The sequence below is a fragment of the Brevibacillus sp. HB1.4B genome (assembly GCF_013284285.1).
GTDB classification, from domain to species: domain Bacteria; phylum Bacillota; class Bacilli; order Brevibacillales; family Brevibacillaceae; genus Brevibacillus; species Brevibacillus porteri.
Genome location: NZ_JABSUT010000014.1, coordinates 68452 through 89126, shown reverse-complemented (window position 1 = coordinate 89126; position 20675 = coordinate 68452). Strand labels below are relative to the sequence as shown.

Sequence of the window (20675 nt, the reverse complement as noted above, 5' to 3'; positions counted from 1 at the left end):
GTGTGTAGGCATATGTGCATAGAGGAATTACCCGTTTCACCATCGGTTTTTGGACGGGAACATATAACGGGCTATTATTGGAGGGAAGAATTATGGAATTTGCTATCACGGTAAGGGACCTGCATGTCTCTTATTTTGGGAATGAAGTTGTTCGGGATGTTTCGTTTGAAGTTGAAGTAGGGAGCATGGTTGGAATCATCGGTCCAAACGGGGCAGGGAAGTCAACCCTGATCAAAGCGCTCTTGGACCTCATTCCGAGAGATAAGGGGAATGTGCGGATTTTTGGGAAAGAGACAAATGAATTCCGGAAGAAAATTGCCTATGTACCACAGCGGAGCATGATTGATTGGACGTTTCCGATCACGGTCATGGATACAGTGCTGATCGGGACATACCCAAGTGTCGGACTGTTCAAATTTCCGAAAAAAAAGGAAAAAGTGTGGGCGTTGGAATGCTTGAGAAGAGTAGGGTTGGAGGATTTCCGCGACAGGCAAATCGGGGAGCTCTCCGGCGGGCAGCAACAGCGTGTCTTCCTTGCAAGGGCACTTGCGCAAAAACCGGAGCTACTGCTTCTGGACGAGCCGTTTGTGGGGATTGATGTGGCGAGCGAGGACACCATCATTCGCATTTTGAAAGAGCTGCAGTTTCAGGACAAAACGATTGTCGTCGTCCATCATGACTTGTCCAAAGCATATGCATATTTTGATCAGCTTCTTCTAATGAATAAAGAATTGATCAAGTTCGGTACGGTCGATGAAGTGCTGAATCGAGAAGTCATGTCGAGAGCATATTCCTATCAACTACCATTTCTCGAAAAGACCGAGGTGCTTGCATAATGGATTTCTTGATGGCAATTGGACAGTATGAGTTTTTGCAAAAAGCATTGTTTACGTCCGTAGTGGTTGGGTTAATCTGCGGCGTCATTGGCAGCTTTATCATCTTGCGGGGGATGTCCTTGATGGGGGATGCCATCTCACACGCTGTTTTGCCTGGGGTGGCCCTCTCCTATGCTTTTGGAATCAATTTCTTCGTGGGCGCTGTTTTAACGGGTGTACTCACCGCGGTTGGAATTGGCTACGTGAGCCAAAATAGCCGCATCAAGAACGACACAGCGATTGGGATTTTGTTCACGTCCGCCTTTGCGCTTGGGATCATCATGGTTACGATGCTGAAAAGCAGTACCGATCTGTATCACATTTTGTTCGGGAATGTATTGGCTGTGCGTTCGTCAGACATGTGGGTGACGGTTGGCATCGGGATCGTCGTCATCGTGACCGTTTACGCTTTTTTCAAAGAACTGTTACTGACTTCATTTGATCCGACTATTGCTGCTGCCTACGGCTTGCGTAACAACCTCATTCATTACTTGCTGATGACCTTGTTGACGATGGTAACAGTCGCTTCCTTGCAAACCGTAGGAATCGTGTTAGTCGTGGCCATGCTGATTACACCGGCTGCTACTGCTTATCTTTTGACGGACCGTTTGTCGATCATGATCTTTTTGGCTGGCGGTTTTGGGATGCTGTCTTCGGTTATCGGCCTTTATTTTAGCTTTACCTATAATTTGGCCTCTGGTGCCACGATTGTCGTGGTTGCAACTGTGTTATTCTTCCTGGCCTTTCTCTTCTCCCGAAAACACGGGGTGGTATGGAAATCAATCCGAGCCCGACAAAAACGAGTCGAGCTCTCAAAGTAAAGGAGAATATCGTAATGAAGAAATGGAATCTGTTTTTCGTTTTTCTAGTATCAACCGTATTAATGGCAGCGTGTGGTGCTCCGCAAAGTGCGAACGAGCCCACGAAATCAGATAGTGACAAGCTACAGGTCGTGACCACGTATTCCATCCTGTATGACATCGTGAAAAACGTTGGGGGAGATCGGGTAGAAATCCATAGTCTCGCTCCGATTGGTTCCAATCCACATGAATATGATCCACTGCCTGCTGACGTGCAAAAAACGACGGATGCAGACGCGGTTTTCTACAACGGCTTGAATCTGGAGGCGGGCAACTCTTGGTTCAATAATCTCATGAACACAGCAGGCAAATCAGGTCCGGATGCACCCGTGTTCCGACTCAGTGAGGGTGTAGCGGCTAAGCACTTGACAACCAAAGGCAAAGAGAGCGAAGAAGACCCGCACGCTTGGCTGGATGTACGCAATGGCATCAAGTATGCGGAGAATGCAAAAAATGCCTTGATCAAGGTGGACCCAGCGCACAAGGAAACGTATGAGCAAAACACCAAGAAGTACATCGAACAGCTGACTGCTTTGCACGAGGACGCGGTTAAGCAATACAGCCAGATTCCGAAAGAACAGCGTATGCTTGTGACGAGCGAGGGAGCGTTCAAATATTTCAGCGAAGCTTACGATTTTGAAGCAGCATACATTTGGGAAATCAACTCGGAGAACCAAGGAACACCAGAGCAGGTCACACAGGTGGTCGACACGATCCGTGCGAAAAAAATCCCGGCCCTGTTCGTAGAGACGAGTATCGATCCGCGCAGCATGGAGATGGTATCAAATGAAACTGGTGTACCGATTGTCGGCAAAGTATTTACGGACTCTCTCGGAAAGCCGGGAGAAGATGGCGATACGTACATCAAAATGATGGAATGGAATATCAAGACGATTTACGAAGGATTGACCAAGAAGTAAGATTCGTAAAAGCAAAGCACAGCTCTCTTAATCAGGGGCTGTGCTTTTAAATTCTTCCACTGCTTAACATATTTCATAAGATTGAGGTATAATAGGCTAGTGTGTAAAAGGAATCCGGAGTAATCATATTTAATCTGCCATATTGAAAGAGAGTGGGATTATGGGTCGTAAGTGGAACAATATTAAAGAGAAGAAAGCTTCTAAAGACGCGAGCACCAGTCGTATTTACGCGAGGTTCGGAAAGGAAATTTACGTAGCGGCAAAGCAAGGCGAGCCGGACCCAGAGTCCAACCGTGCTCTGAAGGTCGTCCTGGAGCGTGCCAAAACATACAGCGTACCGAAAGCGATTATCGACCGCGCGATTGATAAAGCAAAGGGCGGCTCTGATGAAACGTTTAGCGATCTGCGCTATGAAGGCTTCGGGCCAAACGGTTCCATGATCATCGTGGATGCACTGACCAACAACGTAAACCGCACAGCTCCTGAAGTGCGTGCCGCTTTCAACAAAAACGGCGGTAACATGGGCGTATCCGGTTCGGTTGCTTATATGTTTGACCCAACAGCGGTATTTGGCTTGGAAGGTAAAACCTCTGATGAAGTGCTGGAAATCTTGATGGAAGCGGACGTAGACGTGCGCGACATTTTGGATGAAGACGGTGCTGTCATTGTTTACGCAGATGCGGAACAATTCCACGCTGTTCAAGAAGCACTCAAAAATGGTGGCGTTAATGAGTTTACCGTAGCTGAACTGACCATGCTGCCACAAAACGAAGTAACGCTGACAGAAGATGTACAAGCTCAATTCGAAAAGCTGATCGATGCTTTGGAAGACCTGGACGATGTGCAGCAGGTGTACCATAACGTTGATTTAGGTGAATAATGTTTTCAATGGAGAAGACCTTTGTTTTAGGACAAGGGTCTTTTTCTATGTGGCTGTAGAGGAGAGAAGAATATTTCCAGTCTAGGCTCCAGGCTCCGTCCTGATTGGGGCTAAGACTGTCCGCTCCGAAGGGATTCGCGGGGAAACGCAAAAGTGGTAGCCGCTTCGTCGCACGGGCACGCCTAAGTTTCTTTTGCCCGCAAATCCTTCTCCGCTTGGTAGGACTCCACAAGTCGCAGATATCAACTTAGATGAAAAATACTCGGATTTACTTTGGTCTGCTGCTGACGAGTGGAACGCAATCAGCAATATAAACCTTTCTCCAGCAGACACTAATGAAACTGGTTATATTTCTGTTGAACACCCAGATTCAAGAACCGAAAAGGAACTTTATAGGCTTGGGACATATGGACTTGGAATACCCTATGATGATAGAGCCAGGATGAACCGGTCTCCATATGCGTCAGCCAATATAATAATTGTAAAGTCAATGTGTGACGATCTAGACACGGATGATACGATAAAAACGATGACTCATGAATTCGGTCATACACTTGGTCTTGCCCATCCTGAAGATACAAGTGTAGATTCCATAATGGATAACAAAGATGTATTTGACTGGGATATCCATGGTCCTACAAAGTATGACAAAAAAGAACTTAGAGGTCTCTACGATAACAACTAATTAATAGAAAGGAGTGTGTGAAGATTGAAAAAATTGATTGCGATTGTGTCTGTGACAGCTGTAATTGCTGGTGTTGGTTCTGCACTGATGTATAAAGAATTCAATCATTCAAACTCTCATAGCGTTGCTCTATCTAGAACATTTAGCTCTACAGAAGAAATAGTCAAAAAAGCTAATGTAATCATAAAAGGAAAAGTACCATCTGAGTTTAGGCAAGAAAAAGTGGGGACTGTTGTTTATAATGTGTACGAAGTACAAGTAGATAAATTATATAGCAACCTTTCTGACGCCAAGATAACTGAAGGTGAAAGCATCGAACTTTATCGCCTTATAGGTCTAGATTTAGGTGACAATAAAGAGCTTGCTAACGTAGTTGACGCGGACTATCACGAGTTAGAGAAAGGTGAATATCTGTTATTTCTGAGCGGAGAATATGATGAAGAATTGAAGAAATATACTTATATTCCAAACACACCTAATCAATTATTTAAAATGACCAGTTCCAAAGGCTTACGATCAAATCAGTCAGACACTGAATTTGAAAATATAACTAAGGCGGATGAGCTTCCTTCCATCAATGAGGCAGATTTGTTAGAAGTAATAGAATCAATGAAGTAATTTTATCTTAGGCGCTTCCGATGAAGTGCCTTTTCTACTCTCAATCCCAGAACTACAGTAACAACTAAAGATTCCTATGTATGTGGCTGCGGTGAAGAGAAGAATATTTCCAGTCTAGGCTCCAGGCTCCGTCCTGCTGGGTGCTAAGACTGTCCGCTCCGAAAGGATTAACGGGGAAATGCAAAAGTAGTAGCCGCTTCGTCCTAAGGGCACGCCTAAGTTTCTTTTGCCCGCTAATCCCTTCTCACTTGGTAGGACTCCACAAGTCGCTACGTCTGGAAATATTCTTCTCTGGCGTGACTGACGAGACTCTACCATCTTTTAAGTCATTAAAAAATCGGATCACACGGAAAGCTTGTAGAGGAAACAGGAGAAATAAGCGAAGATCTTTGGTACACCGACCGAGGCGCAATGAAAAAAAGAGAAACAAGCTTTTAGCGTCCACCTCTGAGACACCTCTTGAATGGACCACTTTGGACGTGGGTTTCGCTTTTTTTCATGGAGCCGGGCAGCTTACGCTACCCTGGGGGTGGGACAAGAATCTGAGCGTTTTCTCCTGTTTCCTCCCCACCACGACCGCTCGACAAACGGGTTTTAAAAGAAATAAAACCGCCCCCATAAAGGAGACGGCATATATCGAGCTCGTTAGTTTTGAGGTGTTACCGATCATCACGTGCGACGCATCTACCTCCAGTATGAAGTTAGAAGCTTAAAGCAGTGTGCGGTTTTCCTTACTCACTAGGTGATCGTGTAAATCATCCATGGCACATCGCCTCCGTAAAGGACTACAGCCTGATTGAGAACACACCACCGAGCTCGATGAGTATAGTATGAGCAAAGCCCATCTTTTTATTCACTCATTTTTAGCATCTGTTTTCGAATTGCATTTAAAAACGATTGGTTGCTGTAGGCAGTGCCACCAGCCAATCCTGGTTCAACTGCATTCATATACATTTGATCCGCTTTGACTGCGCTTAGATTTTTCCATGCAGGCTGCTCTTGCAACTGCTTAAAAGCGGGCTGGTCTTCTTTGTTGACCATCACAAACAAGTAGTTGGGATCTTCTTTTGCCAAAGCATCTATTGAGAGCGCGGTACGCTCCTGCACATTCGCGACGACATCTGGGACAGGCAGAGCCAAGTCCGTATATAACAGGTAATTGTACCGTTCATCCTTCGGATAGACGTAGAAGGAGCCTTCTTGGAACCACAGCGTCAGCACTTTCTTTTCTGGAAGGGCGGCGAGCTTGTCGCGGAGTTCCTGTGCGTTTAGCTTCACTTTACCTACAAAAGTATCCAAATTGGCATCTTTTCCACGAACATCAGCGAGCAGACGCAAGTTTTCTTGCCAATGAGCTCCGTTCGTAGAGACGGGAATGACGGATGCAGCAGTTTGCAATTTGGCTAAGTCTTCCTTGGGGGTCTTGTCGGTTGTCATGATGACGTCAGGTTCGAGGGCAACCAGCTCACCTAGATTATCTGCAATATTATAAGGGAGATGCTTGGCATTTCTGATCATGGCTTGATATTCAGCAGGGAACTTTCCGTTTTTATCCATGGTTGCTGCGACGGGCGGAATTCCCAGCAAGAAAGAATCTTCATACGAAGCAGGGAAGCCTACGAAAACAATATCTTTGGTTCTGGCCGGAATTGTATAAGTGTTGCCCAAGTAATTGATCGATCGGGTCGGTTTCGATGCAGCTGAATCGCCCGTTTGTCCACCATTGCCGCAGGCTGACAGGACGAGGAGCAAAGCGGCAATCGGGATAGCTAGTAGCCGTTTATACATACAGGTCACTCCGTTCTTACTTCTTGTGTTATCAGGAAAGTAGCAGGACTCATGTAAATTATAGGCTACCCGATCCATCCGTCGCTGTTGCATTCCTGAACATTTTCAAACATTATGCTGTAACCTTTTTCCTGTTCAAGACACTAATGGGTATACGAGAAAATTTTCGCTACAGGAAAGTAGTCGATCAGCCGACAGCAAGAGAATGGAGGAGCTTCTTTGTATGAAGAAATGAAACATCAGGTCATGGCCATCTATGAGCGGCATTATCATGATGTGTATCAATTTTTGCTGTACTTTGCCGGCAGTCAGAATGATGCAGAAGATTTGACGCAGGAGGTTTTTTTGCGAGTGATTCGTTCGCTCGATCGATTTGAAGAGCGATCTGATGTGAAGACATGGCTGTTTGCGATCGCGAAGCATACAGCGATGAATTACTATCGAAAACGCAAGTGGCAAAAGCTGTTGTCAGGCAACTGGCTGTCTGTCGTGATGCCAGCCTCGGAAGGGAATCCTGCTCAGGAAGCGGAAAGCCGGGAGGACGAGCAGGAATTGATCGCTGCGATCAAGGGACTGCCACCGCATTACCGCATGGTTGTCATTCTGCGTGGCATTAAAGAATACAGCGTCAAAGAGACAGCTGAAATACTGGGTTGTTCTGAATCAAATGTGAAAACGACGATGCATCGGGCACTGAAGCTGTTGCATGGCAAACTGTCGCATACGAAGAAGGGGGAGTTGTACAGTGGATTGGCAAAATGAAAGAGATATGCTCGAACGGTTAGCGACTCTGCGAAAAAGTACACCCCCACGTAAGGAGTTTGTAGAGAGTTTACGTACTGTGCTGGAACAAGAAACCATTCGGGTCGGCAAGAGGAGACGGCTGTTCATGAATCCGTTGAAAGCGGGGATGACAGCAGTCGTGATCGCTTCTGGCTTTGGGCTGTATATCATGGCTGGGATGGGGCAAAACGAATTCGTGGACCCTCAGGTGACGGCAACAAGTAGTCCGCAGCTACCCGCCCATCCTGTATACGAGCAGGCGAAGAAGCTGCTGCAAGAATTGGCAGGTCGAGATGCGAGTCAATATGCGGTAAACGGCATGCTGTCCAATACAGAAATAGGTCATGTCGTGATGAACAAGACGGTTAACAACATTCCGGTTCTGGAAGACCAATACATATTTACGATAGACAAGGCGGGCAGGCATCATATAAAAGAGATACAGACAAACGATACGACACGCATGGTCTTTCCTGATCCCCAAAAGGCAATGCCAGTGAAGACGGCTGAGCAAATTTTTGGGCAAAGTGCCCGGCTCCTCTATTCAGAGGGGGAAGGGCGGTTGCAATACGAGTTCCCATTTTCAGGTGATATCGATGCGATCACAGGAGAAATTTACCCCATAGAACGCTATCATCCCGATTACAGTCTCGCAGAAATGCCGCCAATTCCGGTGAATCCGGGAGGCATAAAGCTGGTAGCTCCGGACATGGAAGAGGCAGATAGACTTTTTCGGGAGTGGGGATTCGAGCCTCCGTTTTCCTTCGTGGTTCATCAAGGCTCGGGCGTACATACGTACAAAGTAGAGACGCGAACCAAACAGAAAATGGAACTGACCGTGGTGACAGAAACAGGGGATATTCTCGACTATCGGTATGGAAATATCCATGAGAAAGAGGAGAAGCTCCCTCACCCGAAGCTGGAAAACGTTCAAGAAGCAGCTAAGCAGTTTCAGAAATACCTTCCGTTAGATACCAAAGAACTGCTCCTTGGTTCTGCCACAAGAAAAGGCAACATCGAAACCTATCAATTCTTCAAGTCCCATCAGGGAGTACAGATTATGGGGGGGTATACGGTTCATTTTGATGTGAACAGGAAAAAGGTGATCGGAATCATTCCCCCGTATGCCGAGGAGTCTAAACCGCTTCCTGACAAAAGCAAGGCAATGTCACGTGAAGACGCGACTAGCGTATACGTCACCCATCGTCCGCTGCGGTTGGTTTACAAGCTGATAGAGAATCCAGCTACAGGGAAAATAGAGCCGCGTCTCGTCTATCATAGTTATTATCACGATACCCCGCTTTATATGGTGGATGCACTGACAGGGGAGTGGGTGCGTAGATAATAACATCGTAATAACAGAAAAACCAGGGAGCGGATTCCCTGGTTTTTCGCTATGTCTCTTATTTGAAGAGCGGAATGTAAATATCAATTTCATTGTCTTCTTGCTCTGGCTTGTAACGCTCGTCCCAATATTCAAAATCAAACCCGGCATAATCATATCCCGATTCGCAGAGCCAAGAACCGTAAAGAAAATCATATGTTTCGCCCAAGTTTGTCTCAGGTCCCTTGTGTGTTACTTTTGCAAATGTCCCCGCAGGAATCGTGTGACTGACCATCCCTTCAGGAATATCGGCGAGGCTGGAAACTGCGACGCCAATTAGGGTGGTAAAAGGATCAACGGCTGCATCGAAGTCATCTTTGTCAGGATAGATTTGGATTAGGTATTCTCCCTTACCAACCTGATTGTGAATCTCGCTTTTTCTAGCTCGCAAAGCTTCAGTCGTACTAGCGGAGTGTTTCTGTTCCAAGTCTTCTGTCACATTCGCCGTAAAAGTAAAACCGATTACGTGTGTTTCCTCGCGGGAGAGAACAGTTGGCTCCATGGAAAAACGTCCTTTCATTTAAAAAATAGGGATCATAATAAACATAGAGAAAAAAGTTGATAATGACAAGATTTGGATGATAGAATCATATACATAGATTTATGATGTATTGTTAATCTAGGTATTTGCGATTAAATCGGGAGGCACTATGAAAATCAATAAGGAACTCTTAAAGGGCAGTACCGTGATTTTAATCTTGACGATGCTGGATCGAAAGGAAATGTACGGCTATGAAATCGCGAAAGCCATCGAGAAGGAGTCAAATGGTCTGTTTACGCTAAAAGAAGGGACGTTGTATCCGATCTTGCATGCACTCGAAGCGGAGCTTTATGTGGAAGCGTATTGGGATGAGAAGGATGGGAGGAAGCGTAAATACTATCGGATTACGGCAGAAGGTCGCGGGCAATTGAAGGAGAAAAAGCTCGAGTGGCATACGTTCCGCGATGGGATTGATCGGGTGCTGGGAGAGGGAAGAGCATGAAGCAGACGAATACACATCCATTGATTGCAGATTATCTCGATCAAGTATGTCGACATGTGCGGGCAACGGAAATGCATCGCAGAATTCGGGATGAGCTGGAAAGTCACCTTCTAGATTTGATGGATGAGCAGATGGACGAGGGGATGGGAGAGGAAGAAGCAGTCAGGCAAGCCATATTGCAAATGGGCGATTCAGCTACGGTTGGGAAGCAGTTGCATCGGATTTATAAGCCCAAAGTGGAGTGGAGGCTTCTGGTGTATGTGATGGCTTTTCTGGCTGTTGGGCTTTTCACGATGTATGGAACTCCGGTCAATTACTTTGAGTACAAGCTGGACACGTATTGGCTCTCAGCCCTATTGGGTATCGGGGTGATGCTTGTGGTGGCTTTTACAGACTATCGCAAGCTATTGCGGTATTCGTTGCATGTATACGTGCTGACTGTAGGCGTTTTCCTATTTGTTTTTTGGTATGAATACACAGTTTATGAAAGGGTGATAGTGCATTTCAAACGATTCGGAATTTTTGATTTTGGAACGATTTCCATGTATTTGTTTCTCATAAGCGTCGCAGGAATGCTACTTACTAGGGTCTGGCGTTTCCGGAGCACTGCTTCTAAGCTGATTGTGTTTGTTTTTCTGCCCACTATATTTTTGCTGATGACGCAACAGTATTTGAATCTTAAGCTTTACTTATTTGGTTTTGTTGTACTCTTGATGTACACGAAGACAGTTAAGAAAGAAAAGCTCCCCCTTTACATCACGTCTGTTGGTGCTTATCTGGCTGCCTTGTTATTGGATTACCATACTTTTGATAAGTTGTTGGACTGGATGCAACCGATGAAAGATCCTGAAGGAGGCGGTTATTTTTATCTCCTAGTGATGGAGACAATTCGCTCGGCAGGTTTTTGGGGAAAGGGCTTCGGTGCGCCTTTACAATTTCCTCAGATAGACTCAGATTTCAAGTTCACGTATTTAATCCATAGCTATGGCTGGATTGCTGGACTCTTGATCTTGTTAGCCATTACCTTATTTATGATGAGGCTGGTTCGGGTCGTCAAGGAAGTGGACGAGCCTTATGGCAAACATCTCATTGTCAGTATCGTTCCTTTATTCTCTGTGTACTTTTTCTGGCCACTGCTGATGTCAACAGGCATGCTGCCAATCGCACAACTTGAAATTCCTTTTCTCAGCTATAGCAGAATAGGAACTGCTTTGGCTCATTTCGCCGTCCTCGGTCTCGTCCTGAGTGTCCATCGGCACAGAAGCACAATTGGAAAGCCACATACCTACATGGCAAAATAGCAATCCATAAGAAGCCTCGTGCAATCAGAAATGCTAGGATATATACATCAAGGAAAAACAAACCCGAGGAGGAAGTACACATGGCATTGCAATCCAAACAGATTTTCGTCAATTTACCGGTGAAGGACCTAAACAAATCGATCGACTTCTTTACAGCAATTGGCTATGAATTTAACCCGCAATTTACGGATCAAAATGCAGCATGCCTGGTGATCAGCGAAAACATTTTTGCCATGCTGCTCGTCGAAGAGTTTTTCCAAACGTTTACGAAAAAAGAGTTAACGGATGCAACAAGAAGTACAGAAGTGATTGTAGCGTTGTCGGCGGACAGCAGAGCGCAAGTCGATGAGATCGTAAATAAAGCATTAAACGCGGGGGCAACTCCATCGAAAGACCCGGTTGACCACGGCTTCATGTACAGCTGGAGCTTTCAAGATTTGGACGGACATCTGTGGGAGTTCTTGTATATGGATCAAGGTGCTGTTCCACAGGAATAAAAGACCGAGTAAACGAAATGAGGGCAAAAAGCAGGGGATCGAAAAAGTGATTCCAGCTTTTTGCCCTTTTTTGTCAGTACTGGCACATTCCAAGCGGATTCCCGTCTGGGTCAAAAAACGTCAGCACCTTCGTAGACCCAAATTCATCAATCGGCGTTACCATCACTCCACGCTCTGTTATTAGTTGATGTGCAGCCTCAATGTCCACGGAAAGAAAATTATAGTATTTGCTGACACCAAAACGATTTTCCGGAAATGTCATCGGCTGATGGTTCTCTACGCGGACGAGACAGATTACGGTGCTTGATTCATCGGAGATCCGCATCGTGACCGCCTCCTCTTCCACAAACAAAGGTTTGCATCCAAGCTTTTCTTCATACCATTTTGCAGACGCACCCGGGTCCGTCACAGGTATAAAAACCCCTTCCATGCCTTTTAACAGTGATTGAGCCATCATTTTCATCTCCCATTCGCCCAAAAATCTATCGCCTATCATTTCGACGACGATGATAGGAAAAACCTGTAAGTCCCACACTTTCATTTTGACAATCACTCGTGACATTTCGCTAGCTAAGCGTTATCTTGTACGTAGAAACAAAGATGGGGTGAACGGATGCGCTTCTATACAACATACATAAAAAAATACGGCGTAGTCGCTGGGATTTCCATGCTTTTCTTAGCTCTGGAGGCGGTATGTGATCTTTTGCAGCCGACGATCCTGTCGCACATTATCGATACGGGTATAGCAAATCGGGATATGGATTACGTGCTCAAGACAGGCGGGCTGATGCTGCTCGTAACGGCGTTGGGGGCAGTCGCGGCATCGATCCGCAATGTGCTAGCTACATACGTCTCGCAAAACTTTGGTGCGCAGCTGCGCGCAGATTTGTTTTCAAAAGTGCAGTCCTTATCCTTTGAAAACTTGAACAAGTTCGACAGAGCCTCGCTCGTGACACGTCTGACCAATGACGTCAATCAAGTACAGATGTTTGTAAACGGAATGATGCGAATCTTTGTCAAAGCACCGTTGATGTGCATTGGCGGGTTGTTTATGGCAACCCAATTGAACGTGGATTTGGCTGTGATTCTCGCCATTGTCGTGCCCATTGTGGGATTGTTTATTTTCTTGAATATGAAAATTGGTTTTCCTTTTTTTCTGAAGGTGCAACAAGCACTTGACCGAGTGAATGGTGCGATGCGCGAGTATTTATCTGGCGTACGAGTTGTTAAGGCATTCAATCGCTTTGATTTTGAACGTGGCAAGTTTACACGGGCAAACGAAGAGCTGCAATCCAAATCGGTCTCGGCTACGCGGGTGATGTCCATCTTCAGTCCCGCGATCATGCTGACGATGAACCTCGGAATTGTCGCGGTCCTCTGGCTTGGGGGGCTTGGCGTAGAACAAGGAAGCATCGAGGTCGGTCATATCATCGCGTTTACGAACTACATGACGCAAATCCTGTTTTCACTCATGATGATTTCCTTGGTATTTAACATGTTTGTGCGGGCCAAAGCATCGGCAGGACGTATTGGAGAAGTATTTGCTGAGGAAAACCAAATGAGCTGGAAAGAAGAACAACCTCACGAGCTTCCAGGCAAAAAGGGGCGCATTGACTTCGAAGAGGTCAGCTTCTCCTATGATGGAGAAGGCGGTCAGCCAGTACTCAAGCAGATTTCGTTTACTTGTCTGCCTGGGGAGACCGTCGGGATTATCGGAGCGACAGGCGCTGGAAAAAGCAGTTTGGTTGGCTTGATTCCACGGTTTTATGATGGAACGGAAGGCACGATTCGGGTAGATGGCATGGATGTACGAGACATCGAACCCAAGCGATTACGTGAAAAAATGGCGATTGTGCCGCAAAAAACCATGCTGTTTACAGGCACGGTGATGGAAAACATTCGTTGGGGCAAGGCAGAGGCGACCTACGAGGAGGTCGAGCAAGCGGCACGTATGGCGCAGGCTCACGAGTTCATCTCCACCACTCCTGAAGGCTATGAGACACGCGTAGGGCAGGGAGGAGTCAACTTCTCTGGTGGACAGAAACAGCGCATTTCCATAGCCAGAGCCTTGGTGAAAAAGCCGGAAATCCTCATTCTCGATGACAGTACCAGCGCGGTAGATGTGGCGACAGAAGCGAAGATTAAGGATGCGCTTCGAGCCTATGCGGCTGGCCTCACTTGCATCTTGATCGCACAGCGGATTACGTCTGTCATGGATGCGGATAAAATCATCGTGCTCGACAATGGAGAAGTCGCTGGCATCGGTACGCATGACGAACTGATGACCTCTTGCCAGGTCTATCAGGAAATCTTTCAGTCACAAATCGGCCGGGAGGTGAAGTAAGGTGAGTCAACAGAAACAACAACCTGTCTTTTCACCGAGACCTGGACGAGGCTTTGGACATGGTGCTGCCAGAGGTCCAGTGAGTAAGCCCAAGAATTTTTCGGCTACGCTAAAAAGGCTCTGGCAAGCTTTTGGCAAAGAAAAAAAGCTGCTACCGATTGTATTTGTCATTGTTTTTGTCGATGGACTACTCATGCTGTCTGCACCTTATTTGATCGGAAAGTCGATTGATACGATGACAGGTGGCGAGGAAGCTCTTAGCTTTTTGTCTATCATCATTCTTGCCCTGCTCGGCTCGTACATTTTGGATGGGGCACTGACGTTTTTGCAAAGCTGGTTGATGGCAGGCATCTCGCAACGGATCGTCACAAATCTGAGGCAAGCCCTTTTTGACAAGCTGCAAAAGCTGCCCATTGCTTATTTCGATGAGCGTACGCACGGGGAGTTGATGAGCAGGCTCACGAATGATATCGACAACGTCAGCAACTCTATCTCTCAATCCACAACGCAGTTGATGTCAGGCGGGATCGTGATCCTCGGTTCGCTGGTGATGATGCTCGTCTTGTCTCCGATCCTGACACTCGCATGCCTGATCACGGTGCCACTCGTGTTTCTGCTCACACGCACGATTGCCAAACGAACGAGTGTACTGTTCAAAAATCAGCAGATGGAGCTGGGTAAGCTAAACGGGCACATTGAAGAGACGATTTCAGGCATTCAGGTGGTGCAGGCCTTCAATTATGAGCAAAAGGCCATTGAGGACTTTACGACGATCAATGACCGGCTCTGCAAGATCGGGATGAAGGCACAGGTATGGACGGGCTTTCTCATGCCGATCATGAACGTGATTAACAACCTCGGCTTTGCTATGGTAGCGATCGTCGGAGGCGTACTCGCTGTAAAAGGACTAATCACAGTAGGTGTGATTGCGAGCTTTCTCAGCTATTCCCGACAGTTTGTCCGCCCGCTGAACGACCTCGCGAACATTTTCAATGTGCTTCAATCCGGTGTTGCTGGGGCGGAGCGGGTGTTTGAGGTATTGGATGAACAAGAGGAGCCATTGGATTCTCCGGGTGCCACTGTGCTTGCACAGCCCAAGGGTCACGTCGTGTTTGATCAGGTCAGCTTTGGCTATCGTCCGGATCAACCGATTTTGAAAAATATTAGCTTCGAGGCACAGGCAGGGAGTACCATCGCGTTAGTCGGTCCGACGGGTGCAGGCAAGACCACCATCGTGAATTTGCTCACGCGGTTTTACGATGTGACCTCAGGTACGATTTATTTGGATGGAAAAGACATTCGGGAGTATTCGCGGGACAGCTTGCGGCGCAGCTTTGGCTTTGTTTTGCAGGATACGTACTTGTTTTCGGGTACCATCAAGGAAAATATTATGTACGGCAAGCCAGACGCGACAGATACGGAGGTAGTCGCCGCTGCGAAAATGGCGAATGCGGACGTGTTCATCAATCGGCTGCCGATGCGTTATGATACGATGCTGACGGAAAATGGGGGCAACCTGAGTCAGGGACAACGCCAGCTTTTGGCGATTGCCCGTGTAATACTCGCCAAGCCGTCGCTGCTCATACTCGACGAGGCGACTAGCAGCATTGACACACGGACAGAGCTGAATATCCAAGATGCGCTCCTCACCATTATGGAGGGACGTACGAGCTTTGTGATTGCGCATAGGCTGAATACAATTCGGGATGCCGACACGATTATGGTCGTGGATCGGGGAGAGATCGTGGAAAAAGGCAGTCACGATGAACTCATCGAGCAGAAAGGTACCTATTATCAATTGTTTTACAACCAGTTTAAAAATCTAGAGGCTGCTGGGGAATAACAGAGCACCCCGTCCAAACACGGAAATGACGTGGAGGACGGGGTGCTTTTTTATCGGTTAGGATGCTCGTTTGCTGGCGGCGATCAACAAGAAGATCGGCCGACGGAGTTCGTCTCGCATCCCGGGTATATCCAGCATTTCTTCAGGAGGGCCAGGTTCAGCGACTTTTGTTAGGCGAAATCCGGCAGCAAGGAGATCGTTCATATAGCTCGAAAACGTTCGGTGGTACTTGACGACTTCATGATCCAGAAAGATGGTTTGCCGGATGCCTTCCTGCTGATAGTTGTCCACTGGCCAGTGCAATCGTTCGCCTTGAGGTCCGTAATGCCAGTCCTGTTCAGCTAGAGCAGTGAAGACGGGATGCTCCACGGAGAAAACGAAGGAACCTCCAGGAGCAAGACAGTGATAAACACGTTGGCAAAGCAAGTCAAAGCGCTCCACATAATGGATGGCCAAGGAGCTGATGACGACGTCGAATGCCTCTGGAGCAAAATCGATGTCTTCAATCGGAAGACGCAGATACTCGATGGCGGGATCAGTTGTCGTCTCTCTGGCACGAGCCAGCATTTTTTCGGAAAGGTCCACACCTACAACGGAGCGGGCCTGTTGCTCACGCGCATATCGGCAGTGCCAGCCGAAGCCACAGCCAAGATCGAGGACCTTTTTCTCGCGAAGGGAAGGCAGTAGCTCCCGAAACGCGTGCCATTCTCCCGCGGCGTTCAGTCCCTCAATCGAACGAGCCATTTGACTGTATGTGGTGAAAAAGCCTTGCTCATCGTATTTGTTCTGTTTCATCCGTTCAAAACCTCCTGGGGCGGGTCGTAGGCTTGGAGTAGTTCCCGCAGCGCTTGCTTGACGTCCCCTTGAAACGATCCACCGTGATAGCAAATCAACTGCTCGATGTCATATTCGAGTAAGTGGCGGACAGAGCGAATCGCTTCCTGCATATCCAGCGTATAGGACGGATTGGCGATTTCGAGTCTACCGTTTTCGATGACAACAGCATCACCGGCAATCAGCGTTTTGCTTGCGATCAAATACAACGAAATATGTCCCGGCATATGTCCAGGTGTATGAATGATCTCGATACCGCCGCACAAAGGCAGACGTTCGTGATTCGTTACGGTTCGATCAACCGCAGAGGGCTCGATGGACTGCAAAAAGCGAATAAATTCCTCAGCGTGCTGCTTTTCACCCGACGACAGATGGACCAGTGTTGCTTGCGCCTGTTCCAATCGCAAAGATGTCTTTTGTCCAGCGATGTACGGTGCTTCGGATTCGTAGGCGATGATTTCAAGGTGGGGATAGGTTCTTTTTAACGCTGCCAAAGAACCGATGTGATCCATATCGTGATGCGTCACAATGACCTTCGCAAGGTCGTCGAGCGTAAGCTGTTGCTTGTGTGCAGCCTCCTGAAGCAGTGGCAAAAAGTCTGGATAACCACAGTCCACAAGGATCATTTCATGCTCATCCTCATCCTGCAGTAGCACAGGGGTAATGATCTGTGCAGATCCATTGTACATAAACGAAATGTCGAGAAAGTGAATCTGGTTCATACGTTGTTCCTCCTGACTGACTGATCTTACAAAGGAGTGTAACGCAATTGGGAAACAGACACACGGTCGACCTTTTCTCTGTCTCATTTATGTCCACGAATAATGCGCCGAATACTGTGTTCGGTCAAGTAATGTTTCCGGGCGAGCATTTTGACAGAAGCCCCTTCGTGATAGGCTTGCCAAATAGCCTGATTACGCTCGTTTAGCCATTGCTTTGTGTCTGTAGAGGCGCCCCATTGTCGTTTGTTTTCGTGGTGGATCGGGATGTATAAGTAACTTCCTTGTACGTAATGCTGAATTTGCCGCAGTAGATCGTCTGGCAATAGGTCTTGTGCATTTTTGTATTTCATGTGCTTTGCTCCTGTCTATATAGCGTGATGTGCGTATATAGATGAGCAAAGAGATCCTCAACTCAATATGTGGAAAGGCTCTGAACCAAGAGAAAGCGGAACTCTTTGCTCAGAGCCGCATTCGGCTCTTCGTACATAAGGGTCTAGCATATGAATCATCTCCCTTCTTATTCTCTATAGTAGGGAGAAAAGGGAGTTCCTTCAATAAACATCTTTTCCTTGCTTGCGAAAGAAAGGGTAAGATGAGAGGGATGCGTAGATTTGTTTTTCGGATAGGGGATGAGAAAAAATGAGTCTTGGCGGCTTTCAGAGCGGCTTTTCCGCCCGCAAGGTACCACGTTCGGAAGTGCGGTGGGGACAGTTTTTAATATGCGATCACGGGTGTGAGGAAGTCATCCAATTGATTTCGCATGTATCTGGTGAAGTCGAATTTGAGCTATGCAAAATCGAGGCAGAGCGCATGGCGCATGTTCTGTTAGAAGCTTCGAAAGCAGAGCGCTTATGACATGTATTTTTCATAAATTTCTTGAAACTTACAGCCCACTCTCTCGTATACATGAATGAGCATGTATAGATAGAGGGAGGACGAGTATGAGCGACAAAAATGTTGTAAAAATGAGTCCCTTTCAAGCAGGTGGAAAGCTGATCGCAACGATTGTAATACTGGTTGCGTTGGTCTTGCTTGGCACGCAATCTTTTACGATTATTTCCGCAGGGCATAGTGGGGTTGTGCTGCAACTGGGAGCAGTACAGCCAAAAGTGCTGCAAGAAGGCATGCATTTTAAAATTCCGTTTATCCAAACCGTGGTGCCGATGGAAGTGCGGGTTCAAAAATCAGAAATGAGCCAGACTTCCGCTTCACGTGACTTGCAAACCGTCTCTACGACAATTGCTGTTAACCATCATTTGGATGCAGAAAATGTCAATAAACTGTATCAGCAAGTGGGATTGGAGTATACTAGCCGAATTGTTGATCCTGCCATTGCCGAATCATTTAAAGCCGTGACCGCTCAATACACAGCAGAAGAACTGGTATCCAAGCGCTCCGAGGTCAGCCAAAAGGTAAAAGAAGTCTTGCATACAAAGCTGTCGAATTATAACATCATCCTCGACGAAATCAATATTCGCGAGTTTACTTTCAGTGATGAATTCAACCGCGCCATTGAATCCAAGCAGGTGGCCGAGCAGCAAGCGCTCAAATCGAAGCTCGATTTGGAGCGGATCAAGATCGAGAAAGAGCAAGAAATCACGAGAGCAGAAGCACAGGCACAAGCGCTGCGTCTGCAAAAGCAAGAGGTTACGCCAGAGCTGATTCAGCTCAGACAGATTGAGGCCCAACTCGAAGCCATCCGCAAATGGGATGGAAAGCTGCCGAACGTAACAGGTGGAGCTACTCCGTTTATCAACGTGGGTACACCATAATCGAATAAATAAACAAAGCCACTCCCTTGAAGAGGAGTGGCTTTGTTATTAGTTGCGGATGAGATAGTCAAAAGCTCCCAAAGCCGCAGTAGCACCAGATCCCATCGAAATGATGATCTGTTTATAAGCACTGTTCGTGCAATCACCGGCAGCAAAAACACCAGGGATGTTTGTAGAACCATGGCTGTCTACCACGATCTCACCAAAGCGAGTGCGCTCAATCGTGTCGCCCAACCAATCTGTATTCGGTACCAGACCGATCTGTACAAACACACCTTGCAATTCAATGTGCTTGGTTTCACCTGTCTCCCGTTCGATGTAAGAAATACCGTTTACTTTATCCGTACCCGTAATTTCTTTGGTTTGAACGTTTTTGAGTACAGTGACATTTGGCAGACTGTAAAGACGATCTTGCAATACCGCGTCAGCTTTCAGCTCTGGCGAGAATTCCAGAACCGTTACATGTTTCACAATACCTGCGAGATCAATCGCTGCTTCCACACCTGAATTACCGCCGCCAACAACTGCGACATCTTTGCCTATGAACAAAGGACCGTCGCAGTGAGGGCAATACGCTACACCCTTGTTCTTGAACTCTGCTTCACCTGGTACACCCAGATTCCGCCAACGAGCACCTGTCGACAAGATGACTGTCTTACTCTTCAGAACAGCGCCGTTTTCAAGTTCAATTTCGATCAGATCCTTCTTCTCTAAACGCTTGGCACGTTGCAGCTTCATGACATCAATGCCATACTCTTTTACTTGTTTCTCCAAGTTGGCTGCGAGCTGAGGACCTTCAATGTATTTCACACTGATGAAGTTCTCAATGCCCAATGTGTCATTGACTTGACCGCCAAGGCGTTCAGCAACGAGGCCAGTACGAATCCCTTTGCGTGCTGCATAGATCGCCGCACTTGCACCTGCTGGGCCACCGCCCACAACAAGCACATCATAAGGGTCTTTATTGTCAAACTCAGATGCGTCTGGAGCAGAACCCAGCTTGGCAAGAATTTCTTCCACAGTCATACGACCGCTTTCGAAAAATTCACCATTGAGGTAAACGCTCGGCACAGCCATCACGTTTTTGCTCTCTACCTCGTCCTTGAATACGGAACCGTCAATCATTGTATGAGTAATACCAGGATTGAAGATACTCATCAAGTTCAGAGCTTGGACAACATCTGGACAATTGTGGCAACTCAAGCTGATGTAAGATTCGAACTTATATTCACCACGAAGTTCTTTGATTTGATCAATGACACTTTGCTCGACCTTTGGAGCTCTACCGCTAACTTGCAAGAGAGCCAATACCAAGGAAGTAAATTCGTGACCAAGTGGAGTACCAGCAAAAACGACGCCAGTATCTTCACCGACACGGTTTACGCTAAAGCTAGGTGTGCGAGTTAATGCTGCTTTCTCCACACTGATCTTCAAAGACATGCTGGCTAACTCATCAATCAGTGCAAGCATCTCAGAAGATGCCTCATCGGTGCCTGCACTGACTTTGAGTACAATATCGCCTTCCAAGAGCTCGAGATATTGTTCTAGTTGCGCTTTGATTTCTTGGTCAAGGGCCATTTTATATC

At 46.9% G+C, this 20675-nt stretch carries 22 protein-coding genes; 15 read left to right on the top strand and 7 right to left on the bottom strand.

Annotated elements, in window-relative coordinates:
• The first annotated feature begins 92 nt into the window (after positions 1–92).
• The 6 genes from HP398_RS27185 (at position 93) to HP398_RS27160 (ending at position 4838) form a co-directional block, all read left to right on the top strand.
• On the top strand, positions 93–836 hold the full coding sequence (locus HP398_RS27185; protein WP_017250861.1) for a metal ABC transporter ATP-binding protein: 744 nt from the start codon (positions 93–95) through the stop codon (positions 834–836).
• A complete protein-coding gene (locus HP398_RS27180; protein WP_017250862.1) occupies positions 836–1696 on the top strand; it encodes a metal ABC transporter permease in 861 nt (286 codons plus the stop codon). Before HP398_RS27185 ends, HP398_RS27180 begins: the two co-directional genes overlap by 1 nt.
• Positions 1697–1710: 14 nt before the next feature.
• Positions 1711–2655 carry a metal ABC transporter substrate-binding protein gene (locus HP398_RS27175; protein WP_173624185.1) on the top strand — a complete coding sequence of 315 codons (945 nt, stop codon included), beginning with the start codon at positions 1711–1713 and terminating at the stop codon, positions 2653–2655.
• Between the two features lie 160 nt (positions 2656–2815).
• On the top strand, positions 2816–3535 hold the full coding sequence (locus HP398_RS27170) for a YebC/PmpR family DNA-binding transcriptional regulator (RefSeq protein WP_017250864.1): 720 nt from the start codon (positions 2816–2818) through the stop codon (positions 3533–3535).
• Positions 3536–3728: 193 nt separating this feature from the next.
• The gene (locus tag HP398_RS27165; RefSeq protein WP_254476408.1) at positions 3729–4220 is read left to right on the top strand and encodes a zinc metalloprotease; all 492 of its coding nucleotides are present in this window, start codon (positions 3729–3731) and stop codon (positions 4218–4220) included.
• 24 nt (positions 4221–4244) lie between these two features.
• Positions 4245–4838: a hypothetical protein gene (locus HP398_RS27160; RefSeq protein WP_069845847.1), complete on the top strand. Its 594-nt coding sequence runs from the start codon at positions 4245–4247 to the stop codon at positions 4836–4838.
• A gap of 849 nt (positions 4839–5687) precedes the next feature.
• Here the strand turns inward: HP398_RS27160 and HP398_RS27155 are convergent.
• Positions 5688–6626, bottom strand: coding sequence for an ABC transporter substrate-binding protein (locus HP398_RS27155; RefSeq protein WP_173624184.1), 939 nt, complete (start codon positions 6624–6626; stop codon positions 5688–5690).
• Between the two features lie 219 nt (positions 6627–6845).
• Here HP398_RS27155 and HP398_RS27150 point away from each other — a divergent pair, with 219 nt between their 5' ends.
• Both HP398_RS27150 and HP398_RS27145 read left to right on the top strand, forming a co-directional pair.
• Entirely contained in the window at positions 6846–7388 is a 543-nt protein-coding gene (locus tag HP398_RS27150) for an RNA polymerase sigma factor (protein ID WP_017250867.1), read from the top strand.
• Positions 7372–8754, top strand: coding sequence for a hypothetical protein (locus tag HP398_RS27145; protein WP_017250868.1), 1383 nt, complete (start codon positions 7372–7374; stop codon positions 8752–8754). Before HP398_RS27150 ends, HP398_RS27145 begins: the two co-directional genes overlap by 17 nt.
• Positions 8755–8812: 58 nt before the next feature.
• On the opposite strand, the gene HP398_RS27140 is transcribed toward HP398_RS27145, so the two are convergent.
• Positions 8813–9295, bottom strand: a complete 483-nt coding sequence (locus HP398_RS27140) for a GyrI-like domain-containing protein (protein WP_173624183.1) — start codon at positions 9293–9295, stop codon at positions 8813–8815.
• A 148-nt stretch (positions 9296–9443) separates the two neighbouring features.
• On the opposite strand from HP398_RS27140, the gene HP398_RS27135 reads away from it, so the two are divergent.
• From HP398_RS27135 to HP398_RS27125, 3 genes are all read left to right on the top strand, one after another.
• Positions 9444–9776, top strand: coding sequence for a PadR family transcriptional regulator (locus HP398_RS27135; protein ID WP_017250870.1), 333 nt, complete (start codon positions 9444–9446; stop codon positions 9774–9776).
• Positions 9773–11077, top strand: a complete 1305-nt coding sequence (locus HP398_RS27130) for an FtsW/RodA/SpoVE family cell cycle protein (RefSeq protein WP_173624182.1) — start codon at positions 9773–9775, stop codon at positions 11075–11077. The genes HP398_RS27135 and HP398_RS27130 overlap by 4 nt, the downstream gene beginning before the upstream one ends.
• Positions 11078–11157: 80 nt before the next feature.
• Positions 11158–11574 (top strand): VOC family protein, encoded by a 417-nt coding sequence (locus tag HP398_RS27125; RefSeq protein WP_017250872.1) that lies wholly within the window; start codon positions 11158–11160, stop codon positions 11572–11574.
• A 73-nt stretch (positions 11575–11647) separates the two neighbouring features.
• On the opposite strand, the gene HP398_RS27120 is transcribed toward HP398_RS27125, so the two are convergent.
• Positions 11648–12028, bottom strand: coding sequence for a VOC family protein (locus HP398_RS27120; RefSeq protein WP_173624216.1), 381 nt, complete (start codon positions 12026–12028; stop codon positions 11648–11650).
• A 159-nt stretch (positions 12029–12187) separates the two neighbouring features.
• Here HP398_RS27120 and HP398_RS27115 point away from each other — a divergent pair, with 159 nt between their 5' ends.
• Together HP398_RS27115 and HP398_RS27110 are read left to right on the top strand one after the other, a co-directional pair.
• Positions 12188–13918: an ABC transporter ATP-binding protein gene (locus HP398_RS27115; RefSeq protein WP_173624181.1), complete on the top strand. Its 1731-nt coding sequence runs from the start codon at positions 12188–12190 to the stop codon at positions 13916–13918.
• A gap of 1 nt (position 13919) precedes the next feature.
• The gene (locus HP398_RS27110; RefSeq protein WP_017250875.1) at positions 13920–15761 is read left to right on the top strand and encodes an ABC transporter ATP-binding protein; all 1842 of its coding nucleotides are present in this window, start codon (positions 13920–13922) and stop codon (positions 15759–15761) included.
• 57 nt (positions 15762–15818) lie between these two features.
• Here HP398_RS27110 and HP398_RS27105 read toward each other — a convergent pair whose 3' ends face one another.
• From HP398_RS27105 to HP398_RS27095, 3 genes are all read right to left on the bottom strand, one after another.
• On the bottom strand, positions 15819–16556 hold the full coding sequence (locus HP398_RS27105) for a class I SAM-dependent methyltransferase (RefSeq protein ID WP_173624180.1): 738 nt from the start codon (positions 16554–16556) through the stop codon (positions 15819–15821).
• Positions 16553–17317 carry an MBL fold metallo-hydrolase gene (locus HP398_RS27100; protein WP_173624179.1) on the bottom strand — a complete coding sequence of 255 codons (765 nt, stop codon included), beginning with the start codon at positions 17315–17317 and terminating at the stop codon, positions 16553–16555. The genes HP398_RS27105 and HP398_RS27100 overlap by 4 nt, the downstream gene beginning before the upstream one ends.
• 83 nt (positions 17318–17400) lie before the next feature.
• A complete protein-coding gene (locus tag HP398_RS27095; RefSeq protein WP_017250878.1) occupies positions 17401–17667 on the bottom strand; it encodes a CD3324 family protein in 267 nt (88 codons plus the stop codon).
• Between the two features lie 289 nt (positions 17668–17956).
• On the opposite strand from HP398_RS27095, the gene HP398_RS27090 reads away from it, so the two are divergent.
• Complete coding sequence (locus tag HP398_RS27090; RefSeq protein WP_017250880.1) at positions 17957–18172, top strand: hypothetical protein; 216 nt, start codon at positions 17957–17959, stop codon at positions 18170–18172.
• A gap of 86 nt (positions 18173–18258) precedes the next feature.
• Positions 18259–19089: a prohibitin family protein gene (locus HP398_RS27085; RefSeq protein WP_017250881.1), complete on the top strand. Its 831-nt coding sequence runs from the start codon at positions 18259–18261 to the stop codon at positions 19087–19089.
• Positions 19090–19137: 48 nt separating this feature from the next.
• On the opposite strand, the gene ahpF is transcribed toward HP398_RS27085, so the two are convergent.
• Positions 19138–20667, bottom strand: a complete 1530-nt coding sequence (gene ahpF, locus HP398_RS27080) for an alkyl hydroperoxide reductase subunit F (RefSeq protein WP_173624178.1) — start codon at positions 20665–20667, stop codon at positions 19138–19140.
• Positions 20668–20675: the final 8 nt, after the last annotated feature.

Bases quoted from the DNA above. Each gene is read 5' to 3' on its own strand.
- HP398_RS27170 (WP_017250864.1), top strand. From the start codon at position 2,816: ATGGGTCGTAAGTGGAACAATATTAAAGAGAAGAAAGCTTCTAAAGAC.
- HP398_RS27100 (WP_173624179.1), bottom strand. From the start codon at position 17,317: ATGAACCAGATTCACTTTCTCGACATTTCGTTTATGTACAATGGATCT.
- HP398_RS27135 (WP_017250870.1), top strand. From the start codon at position 9,444: ATGAAAATCAATAAGGAACTCTTAAAGGGCAGTACCGTGATTTTAATC.
- HP398_RS27095 (WP_017250878.1), bottom strand. From the start codon at position 17,667: ATGAAATACAAAAATGCACAAGACCTATTGCCAGACGATCTACTGCGG.
- HP398_RS27140 (WP_173624183.1), bottom strand. From the start codon at position 9,295: ATGGAGCCAACTGTTCTCTCCCGCGAGGAAACACACGTAATCGGTTTT.
- HP398_RS27085 (WP_017250881.1), top strand. From the start codon at position 18,259: ATGAGCGACAAAAATGTTGTAAAAATGAGTCCCTTTCAAGCAGGTGGA.
- HP398_RS27105 (WP_173624180.1), bottom strand. From the start codon at position 16,556: ATGAAACAGAACAAATACGATGAGCAAGGCTTTTTCACCACATACAGT.
- HP398_RS27155 (WP_173624184.1), bottom strand. From the start codon at position 6,626: ATGTATAAACGGCTACTAGCTATCCCGATTGCCGCTTTGCTCCTCGTC.
- HP398_RS27185 (WP_017250861.1), top strand. From the start codon at position 93: ATGGAATTTGCTATCACGGTAAGGGACCTGCATGTCTCTTATTTTGGG.
- HP398_RS27175 (WP_173624185.1), top strand. From the start codon at position 1,711: ATGAAGAAATGGAATCTGTTTTTCGTTTTTCTAGTATCAACCGTATTA.
- HP398_RS27120 (WP_173624216.1), bottom strand. From the start codon at position 12,028: ATGGCTCAATCACTGTTAAAAGGCATGGAAGGGGTTTTTATACCTGTG.
- HP398_RS27130 (WP_173624182.1), top strand. From the start codon at position 9,773: ATGAAGCAGACGAATACACATCCATTGATTGCAGATTATCTCGATCAA.
- HP398_RS27180 (WP_017250862.1), top strand. From the start codon at position 836: ATGGATTTCTTGATGGCAATTGGACAGTATGAGTTTTTGCAAAAAGCA.
- HP398_RS27125 (WP_017250872.1), top strand. From the start codon at position 11,158: ATGGCATTGCAATCCAAACAGATTTTCGTCAATTTACCGGTGAAGGAC.
- ahpF (WP_173624178.1), bottom strand. From the start codon at position 20,667: ATGGCCCTTGACCAAGAAATCAAAGCGCAACTAGAACAATATCTCGAG.
- HP398_RS27115 (WP_173624181.1), top strand. From the start codon at position 12,188: ATGCGCTTCTATACAACATACATAAAAAAATACGGCGTAGTCGCTGGG.
- HP398_RS27090 (WP_017250880.1), top strand. From the start codon at position 17,957: ATGAGTCTTGGCGGCTTTCAGAGCGGCTTTTCCGCCCGCAAGGTACCA.